Source organism: Pseudomonas sp. (genome assembly GCF_049645325.1).
Taxonomy (GTDB): Bacteria; Pseudomonadota; Gammaproteobacteria; order Pseudomonadales; family Pseudomonadaceae; genus Aquipseudomonas.
Genome location: NZ_JBARTQ010000402.1, coordinates 1 through 7,277 on the forward strand (window position 1 = coordinate 1; position 7,277 = coordinate 7,277).

General features: G+C 63.9%; 6 protein-coding genes and 1 pseudogene. All 7 read left to right on the forward strand.

Annotated features, from left to right (window positions below):
• The first annotated feature begins 98 nt into the window (after nt 1-98).
• Nucleotides 99-1,010 (forward strand): AMP-binding protein, encoded by a 912-nt coding sequence (locus WBB95_RS17475; RefSeq protein WP_424488727.1) that lies wholly within the window; start codon nt 99-101, stop codon nt 1,008-1,010.
• Nucleotides 1,007-1,775: pseudogene (locus WBB95_RS17480) on the forward strand (ABC transporter ATP-binding protein). The gene WBB95_RS17475 and the pseudogene WBB95_RS17480 overlap by 4 nt, the downstream one beginning before the upstream one ends.
• Nucleotides 1,775-2,656: a branched-chain amino acid ABC transporter permease gene (locus WBB95_RS17485; protein WP_424488728.1), complete on the forward strand. Its 882-nt coding sequence runs from the start codon at nt 1,775-1,777 to the stop codon at nt 2,654-2,656. Before WBB95_RS17480 ends, WBB95_RS17485 begins: the two are co-directional and overlap by 1 nt.
• Before the next feature lie 4 nt (nt 2,657-2,660).
• Nucleotides 2,661-3,710, forward strand: a complete 1,050-nt coding sequence (locus WBB95_RS17490; protein ID WP_424488729.1) for a branched-chain amino acid ABC transporter permease — start codon at nt 2,661-2,663, stop codon at nt 3,708-3,710.
• A gap of 23 nt (nt 3,711-3,733) precedes the next feature.
• Nucleotides 3,734-5,074, forward strand: a complete 1,341-nt coding sequence (locus tag WBB95_RS17495; protein ID WP_424488730.1) for an ABC transporter substrate-binding protein — start codon at nt 3,734-3,736, stop codon at nt 5,072-5,074.
• Between the two features lie 3 nt (nt 5,075-5,077).
• Nucleotides 5,078-5,845 carry an ABC transporter ATP-binding protein gene (locus WBB95_RS17500; protein WP_424488731.1) on the forward strand — a complete coding sequence of 256 codons (768 nt, stop codon included), beginning with the start codon at nt 5,078-5,080 and terminating at the stop codon, nt 5,843-5,845.
• A gap of 12 nt (nt 5,846-5,857) precedes the next feature.
• Entirely contained in the window at nt 5,858-7,252 is a 1,395-nt protein-coding gene (locus WBB95_RS17505; protein WP_424488732.1) for an FAD/NAD(P)-binding protein, read from the forward strand.
• The last annotated feature ends 25 nt before the right edge of the window (nt 7,253-7,277 follow it).

The following is a 7,277-nucleotide window of genomic DNA, read 5'->3' on the forward strand; positions in this document are numbered from 1 at the left end:
CGCAGGCAAGCCAGCTCCCACATTTGCCCGGTATTGATCCAAACAATCCAGCCAGCGGACCACCGCACGCTTAACCACCCAATAGGAGCATTACCCCTATGAGCGTGCACGAACTCAAACGGCCGCAGGCGTTGGAATGGCCTGCCGAACTGCTCGGTGACCTGCCCAAGGCCCTGGAACAACTGCACCACTGGGCGCAGATCACCCCGCTGCACATTGCCTTGCGCCACAAGCGCCAGGGCCAGTGGTATGCATGGCGCTGGATCGACGTGTTGCGGGATGTCGAGCGCCTGGCCGATGGCCTGCGCCAGCAGGGCTTCAGCGAGCAATCGCGGTTGGCCCTCAGCGGCGCTTTCGAACCCAATCTGTTGTTGCTCGCGCTGGCGGCGCAGTCCATCGGCGGGCAGGCGCTGACCCTCGCCGATGACCTTGAACCCGAGGTGCTCTACCAACAGCTTTGGCGCATTCGCCCGACCCATTCCTATGTGCAGGACCGCCAGCAGGTGCGGCATTGGCAGGCGGCCAACCTGCTGGATTTCGTCCAGTTGCTGGGGCCTGTGGAGGCCGCGCAGCACCTGCAACGCTGGTGGCAGCCCAGCGGCGAAACCGTGTTGTGGAGCGAGGAGGGCACCCATTGGCAGGGCGGCCTGGCCGTGGTGCTGGAGCAGTGGCTGAACAGTGGTCATGGCCTGGCGTTTGCGGAAAGCCTTGCCTCGGCGCGACGGGATCGCACCGAAGTCAGCCCCACCGGTTTGCTGCTGTCGCCTCAACGCTTGCAGCACTTGGCCGACGAGATCGAAAGCCGCCTGGCGCCCCGAGGCACCTGGCGTCGACGCCTATGCGACTGGGCCATCGCCCACCCGCAAAGTGGCCTGCGTCGCCTGCTTAAAAACCGCGTGCGCCGGCTGCTGGGTTTTCAGCGGCTGGCGTACATCTGGCAGCCACCGAGCACGCACAAGACCAGCAGCGACCCGGCATGGCTGGCTGAATTCAAACGGGACATCGCATGAGCCAGCCCATTCTCCAGGTGCGGGATATCTCGCTGTCCTTCAACGGGGTCAAGGCCATCAATGCCTTGTCCTTCGAGGTGCAGCGCGGCGAAATCTGCGCGCTGATCGGCCCCAACGGCGCGGGTAAAAGCTCGTTGCTCAATGTGCTTAACGGTGTGTACCGCTTCGATGCCGGTGAGATCGTGTTTGAAGACCAGCACTTTCACCGCATTGACCCGCTGGGTGCCGCGCGCCGAGGCATCGGCCGCACCTTCCAGAACAATGCACTGTTCAAGAAGATGAGTGTGCTCGACAACATCCTCACCGGCCTGTCGCGGCACATGCGTACCACCTTCATCGAACAGGCCCTGGGCTTGTCGCGTGCGCGACGTGAAGCCGACGCCTTCCGCCTGCGCGCCCAGGGCATCCTTGAATTCCTCGAGCTGCAAGCCCATCGCGATGTGCTGGTGGGCAACCTGTCCTATGGCTTGCAAAAACGTGTGGAGCTTGGCCGCGCGTTGATCGCAAGCCCCCGCCTGTTGTTGCTCGACGAGCCCATGGCCGGGATGAACGCCGAGGAAAAGCAGGACATGGCGCGCTTCGTTGCCGACGTGAACCGCGACCTGGGCACCACCGTGGTGTTGATCGAACATGACAGGCGTGGTGATGGGCCTGTCCGACCACGTGGTGGTGCTCGATTACGGGCGCAAGGTTGGCGACGGCACGCCTGCCCAAGTGCAGGCCAACCCGGACGTGATCGCGGCCTACCTGGGAGTGGTGCACTGATGACGTTCTTTTTCGAAACCCTGTTCGGCGGCCTGCTCGCCGGCACCCTGTACTCGCTGGTCGCCATCGGCTTCGTGCTGATCTACAAAGCCAGCGGCGTGTTCAATTTTGCCCAGGGCTCGATGCTGCTGTTTGCGGCCCTCACTTTCGTCAGCCTGCACGACCAAGGCGTGCCGTTTGCGCTGGCGCTGTTGTTGACGGTGATCGTGATGATCGTCGGCGCCTTGTTGATCGAGCGCCTGGTGTTGCGCCCGCTGGTGAACCGTTCGCAGATCACCCTGTTCATGGCCACCTTGGGCTTGTCGTTCATTATCGAGGGCCTGGCCCAAGGCTTGATGGGGTCTGAAGTGCGCGCGCTGGACCTGGGTATCGACGACGTGCCGTTGTTTGTCGGGCCCTTGATGCTCAGCCAGTTCGACCTGATCGCCGCCGCCGCTGCGGTGCTGCTGGTGAGCGTGCTGGCGCTGCTGTTCAACAAGACCCGCATCGGCGTGTCGTTGCGCGCGGTGGCGGATGACACCACGGCGGCGCTGTCCATCGGCATCAACCTCAACCGCATCTGGCAGATCGTCTGGGCTGTGGCGGGGGTTGTCGGGCTGGTGGCGGGGCTGCTCTGGGGCGCGCGCCAGGGCGTGCAGTTCTCCTTGTCGCTGGTGGTGCTCAAGGCCCTGCCGGTGTTGATCATCGGCGGCTTTACCTCGATTGGCGGGGCGATTGTCGGCGGGCTGATTGTCGGCGCGGCGGAAAACCTCGCCGAGGTGTATATCGGCCCGCTGATCGGCGGCGGTATTACGCCATGGTTCGCTTACGTATTGGCCTTGGCCTTCCTGTATATCCGTCCCGCCGGCCTGTTCGGCGAGCGCGCCATTGAGCGAGTCTGAAACCATGTCGATACCCGTAGCTGAAGAAACCGCGCCGCTTTTGTTGGTTCCGCGGCGCCTGCCCTGGGGCCTGATCGGCCTGCTGGCGCTGGCCTTTGTCGGGGTGCCGTGGTGGGGCAACGACTATTGGCTGAATGCGATTTTGGTCCCCTTCCTGGTGCTGTCCCTGGCCGGGTTGGGCCTGAACCTGTTGACCGGCTATACCGGGCAAACCTCGGTCGGCGCGGCGGGTTTCATGGCGGTCGGCGCGTTCGCCACCTACGGCTTTCTGCTGCGTCTGCCGGAGTTGGGCTTGCCGGTGGCGCTGCTCGGTGGCGGGATCATCAGTGCGCTGGTCGGCTTGCTGTTCGGCCTGCCCCGCTCGCGGATCAAGGGCTTCTACCTGATGGTCACGACGCTGGCCGCGCAGTTTTTCCTCGAATGGCTGTTCGTCAAATTCCCCTGGTTCTACAACTACGGTTCGTCCGGGACCATCTCCGCACCCAAGCTGGCGCTGTTCGGGCATGACCTCAACACGCCGGTGGGCCGCTACCTGCTGACGCTGGTCACGGTGCTGCTGTTGACCTGGGCCGCGTTCAACCTGGTGCGCAGCCAAGTGGGGCGTAACTGGATGGCGATCCGCGACATGGACACCGCCGCCGCCGTGGTCGGCATCCCGGTGGTGCGCTACAAGCGCCTGGCGTTTGCGGTCAGCTCGTTCTACTTAGGGATCGCCGGCGCGCTGTGGGCCTTCGCCTACCTGGGCACGGCCAGCGCCAGCAGCTTCGATATCAACCGGTCTTTCCAGATCCTGTTCATCATCATTATCGGTGGCATGGGCAGCATCGCCGGCAACTTCGTCGGGGCGGCATTCATCAGTTTGCTGCCGATCTTCCTCAGCCATGCCGGGCAAGCGCTGTTCGGCGGTTCGGTGGATGCGGGGCAGTTGCAGAACCTGCAGAAAATCATCTTTGGCGTGTTGATCATCGTGTTCCTGATCAAGGAACCCGAAGGCTTGATTCGCCTGTTGCACAACCTGCGTGATCGCCTGCGGCAGTGGCCGCTGCGTTTCTAAAACATTCCCTTAAGAGAATTCCCATGCGTGCATCCTTGAAACGTTCCCTGGTCGGCGCCGCCTTCGCGCTGGCGGCCTTGGCCGGTGCTGTGCCCCAGGCGATGGCCTCGCCAGACCAGCAATTCATTCCCCTGGCGACTTACCGTGTGGGCGCTTACGCGTCCAGCGGCGTGCAGGTGTGGGCCGGGATGATCGACTACCTGCGTTACATCAACGAGGTCGAAGGCGGCATCAACGGCGTCAAACTGGTCTGGCAGGAATGCGAGACCGAATGGACGGCCGAAAAGGGCATTGAGTGCTACGAGCGCTTCAAAAATGGCCTGGATGGCGCGCCGGTCGCGGTCTACCAGCCCAATGGCGCCCCGGCGGCCTATGCGCTGAGCGAACGCGCTGAAGTGGACAAGATTCCGCTGATTACCCTGGGCTACGGTCGCACCGAAGCCACCGACGGCACGGTGTTCCCGTACAACTTTCCGGTGATGCTGACCTTCTACAGCGAGGCGTCGACCCTGGTGAACTACATCGCCCAGCGCGAAGGCGGTTTCGACAAACTCAAGGGCAAGAAGATTGCCACGGTCTACCACGACTCGGCCTACGGGCGCGAAACCCTCGGGCCGTTGAAATTACTCGCGGAAAAATACGGCTTTGAAAATATCCAGATTCCGGTCGCCGACCCCGGCAACGAGCAATCGGCGCAGTGGCGCCAGGTGCGCCAGGCCAACCCGGACTGGGTGTTCCTGCGCACCTGGGGCGTTTCGACCCCTGTGGCGGTGAAGACGGCCGCGCGTTTCGGTTTCCCGGTCGACCACATCATCGGCGATATCTGGGCCAGTTCCAGCGAAGACGTCTTGCCCGCCGGCGCCGCCGCCAAAGGTTACCTGGCCTTGACGCCATACCCGGCCGGTGCCGATTTCGACATCCACAAACGCCTCAAGCAATACATCCTCGACAAGGGCCACAGTGACCTCAAGGACCTGAAGAACTTCGGCAGCGTCTACTACAACTCAGGGCTGGTGAACGCTGCCGTGGCGGTGGAAGCGATCCGCACCGGCCAGGCCAAATTTGGCCAGCGCCCACTCAATGGCGAAGAAGGCCGCTGGGGCCTGGAGCACCTGAATATTGACGATGCGCGCCTCAAGGCCATGGGTTACCTGGGCCTGATGCAAAACCTCAAGCTGTCGTGCCGTGACCACGAAGGCGGCGGCTCGGCCCGCGTGCAGCAGTGGGACGGCGCCAACTGGACGCTGATTAGCGACTGGATCGCCGCCGACCGTGCGCTGTTGCGCCCATTGATCGACGAAAAATCCGCCGCCTTCGCCAAGGAAAAAGGCCTGACGCCGCGCACCTGTACCGGGGATGAATAAGCCATGAGCCAGCCCGCCGCCGACAACACGCGCCCGTCGCTGCTGACGGTCAACGACATCGAAGTGATCTATGACGGCGCGATCCTGGCGGTGGCCGGCGTGACGTTGAGTGTGCCCAAGGGCGCCATTGTGGCCTTGCTCGGTGCCAATGGCGCGGGCAAGAGCACCACGCTCAAGGCGATTTCGGGGCTGCTGCGTGCCGAGCGGGCCGAGGTCAGCCGGGGCCTGATCGAGTATGCCGGGCAGGACCTCGCCGGTATCGACCCCAGCCGCCGTGTGCGCCAGGGCATGGTCCACGTGCTGGAAGGTCGCCATGTGTTCGGCCAACTGAGCGTGGAAGACAACCTGCGCAGCGGCGGTTTCGTGCGGCGCCTGAGCCGCAAAGACATGGAACATGACCTGGAGCGTATCTACGCCTGGTTCCCTCGGCTCAAGACCAAGCGCCACACCCGCGCCGGGCTCACCTCCGGTGGCGAACAGCAAATGGTCGCTATTGGCCGCGCGCTGATGACGCGCCCGACCCTGGTACTGCTCGACGAGCCGTCCATGGGCCTGGCGCCGATGATCGTGCAGGAGATTTTCGCGATCATCGCGCAGCTCAATCGCGAGCAGCAGGTGAGCTTTTTGATCGCCGAGCAGAACATCAACGTCGCGCTGACCTATGCGTCCCACGGCTACGTACTGGATACTGGGCGCGTGGCCTTGAGTGGCAGCGCCGCGCAACTGCTCGCGCGGGGCGATCTGCATGATATTTATCTGGGTAAACAGTAAGGGCGAACGTGCATGACTGAATCCATCCGCAACGCCGATGTCCTGATCATCGGCGGCGGCCTGAGCGGCACAATGCTCGCCGTGCAACTGCTGCGCTTGCCTGGGCAGCGGCGAATCCTGGTGATCGAGCCGCGCGCCGAGCTTGGCCGTGGCGAGGCCTACAGCGCCGTCGAGCTGGGCCACACCTTGAACGGCAACGCCGCGCGCATGAGCGTCGACCCGGACAATGCCGACGACCTGACCCAGTGGCTCACCGACTACATCGGCGCCGGTGGTTGGCCGCAGGCCCATGAGCAACCGGTGCCCGTCAGCGAACTGTTCCCGCCGCGCGGACTTTTCGGCTTGTATGCGCAGCAGCGTCTGGCGCAAGCCAAGGCCCTGTCTGAATCAACGGTCGAGCATGTGCGCGCCGAGGTGGTCGACGTGCAAGTGGATGAAACTTCGACGTTGCTCACACTGGATAACGGCGAGCAATTGCGCGGTGCCTACGCGGTGTTGGCGACGGGTATGTTCCCGGCGGCGCGTACGCCACAGACTGAGTCCAGCGGCCTGAACGCGGCGGCGATGGACCCGTGGGACGTCAACGCCATGGCCCGACTCGACCCGCAGTCGACGGTGCTGATCATCGGCTCCGGGCTGACCATGGTGGATGCCGTGGTGTCGCTGGAACAGGCCGGCCATCGCGGGCCGATCGAGATTTTCTCGCGCCATGGGCTGTTGCCCCATGTGCGGCGGCAACCGCCGAGCTGGGTGGACTTTCTGGCAGCGGACCAGCGCCTGCGCAGCCCGCGACAATTGCTGCGAGAGGTACGACGCCAATGCCGGATCGCGCTCGATCAAGGCATTGATTGGCAAGCGCCGCTGGACACCGTGCGTGCGCATATCGGCAGGTTATGGAGCCAGGCCAGTGAGCGCGAGAAGCGCCAGTTCGTGCGCCATGTTCGGCCCTGGTGGGAAAGCCATCACCACCGTTCGCCGCCGCTGAGTGCGCAGTTGGTGGCGCGGCTGCACGAAGAAGGGCGCTTGCGGATTCAGGCGGCGTCGTACCAAGGGTTGGCGCCTGCCGCCAACGGCGTGACCATTCGACTACGCCCGCGAGGCGAGCAAGCGGTAATCGAGGTGTCGGGTGCGGCATTGATCAACTCCAGCGGCATTGAATACGATTGGCGCCGCGTTGCCCGGCCGTTGCCGCAGCAATTGCTCAAGCGCGGCCTGATTGCGCCAGGGCCGTTGGCGTTGGGGATTGCCGCGGACACCTCGGGCGCAGTGCTCGATGCCCAAGGCCAAGTCAGCCAGCGCCTGTTCGCCATGGGCCCGCCGTTGCGGGGGATGTGGTGGGAGAGCACTGCCGTGACGGACGTGGCGCTTCAGGCCAAGGCGCTGGCGTTGAAGCTGACAACAATCTGAAGGTGGGAGCTGGCTTGCCTGCGAT

What these genes read in the sequence shown, in the direction of transcription:
- WBB95_RS17475 (WP_424488727.1), top strand. Translation starts at nt 99, where the DNA reads ATGAGCGTGCACGAACTCAAACGGCCGCAGGCGTTGGAATGGCCTGCC.
- WBB95_RS17485 (WP_424488728.1), top strand. Translation starts at nt 1,775, where the DNA reads ATGACGTTCTTTTTCGAAACCCTGTTCGGCGGCCTGCTCGCCGGCACC.
- WBB95_RS17490 (WP_424488729.1), top strand. Translation starts at nt 2,661, where the DNA reads ATGTCGATACCCGTAGCTGAAGAAACCGCGCCGCTTTTGTTGGTTCCG.
- WBB95_RS17495 (WP_424488730.1), top strand. Translation starts at nt 3,734, where the DNA reads ATGCGTGCATCCTTGAAACGTTCCCTGGTCGGCGCCGCCTTCGCGCTG.
- WBB95_RS17500 (WP_424488731.1), top strand. Translation starts at nt 5,078, where the DNA reads ATGAGCCAGCCCGCCGCCGACAACACGCGCCCGTCGCTGCTGACGGTC.
- WBB95_RS17505 (WP_424488732.1), top strand. Translation starts at nt 5,858, where the DNA reads ATGACTGAATCCATCCGCAACGCCGATGTCCTGATCATCGGCGGCGGC.